1 protein-coding gene is annotated in these 295 nt (G+C 76.3%); it reads left to right on the forward strand.

Features of this window, described 5'->3' with window-relative positions; translation table 11 throughout:
* A partial coding sequence (locus tag K7G60_RS39620; protein WP_374115755.1) for a transposase occupies positions 1-295 on the forward strand: 295 nt, incomplete at both ends.

Here is a 295-nt window from a genome sequence, read left to right on the forward strand (position 1 = left end):
TGCCGAACGGCACCAGGGCGGGGCGGCTGCCGGTCTGGCCCCGACGGCTGCTGATCGACGGCATACGGTTCCGGGTCCGGACCGGGGTTCCGTGGCGGGACGTGCCCGTCGCGTACGGACCGTGGGGTCGGACCGGTGCTGGGAAGGTCCGCGTGCCCCGCATCGGGCCGGGCCGGCCACGCGTCCGTCCCGACCGGGTGCGGGCCGGCAAGGCGTACGCCTCCCGCAGGAACCGCGCCTACCTGTGTCGCCGCGGGATCCGCCGCACCATCCCGGACAAGGCCGACCAGGTGCG

The organism is Streptomyces sp. NK15101 (assembly GCF_020400725.1).
Classification (GTDB): domain Bacteria; phylum Actinomycetota; class Actinomycetes; order Streptomycetales; family Streptomycetaceae; genus Streptomyces.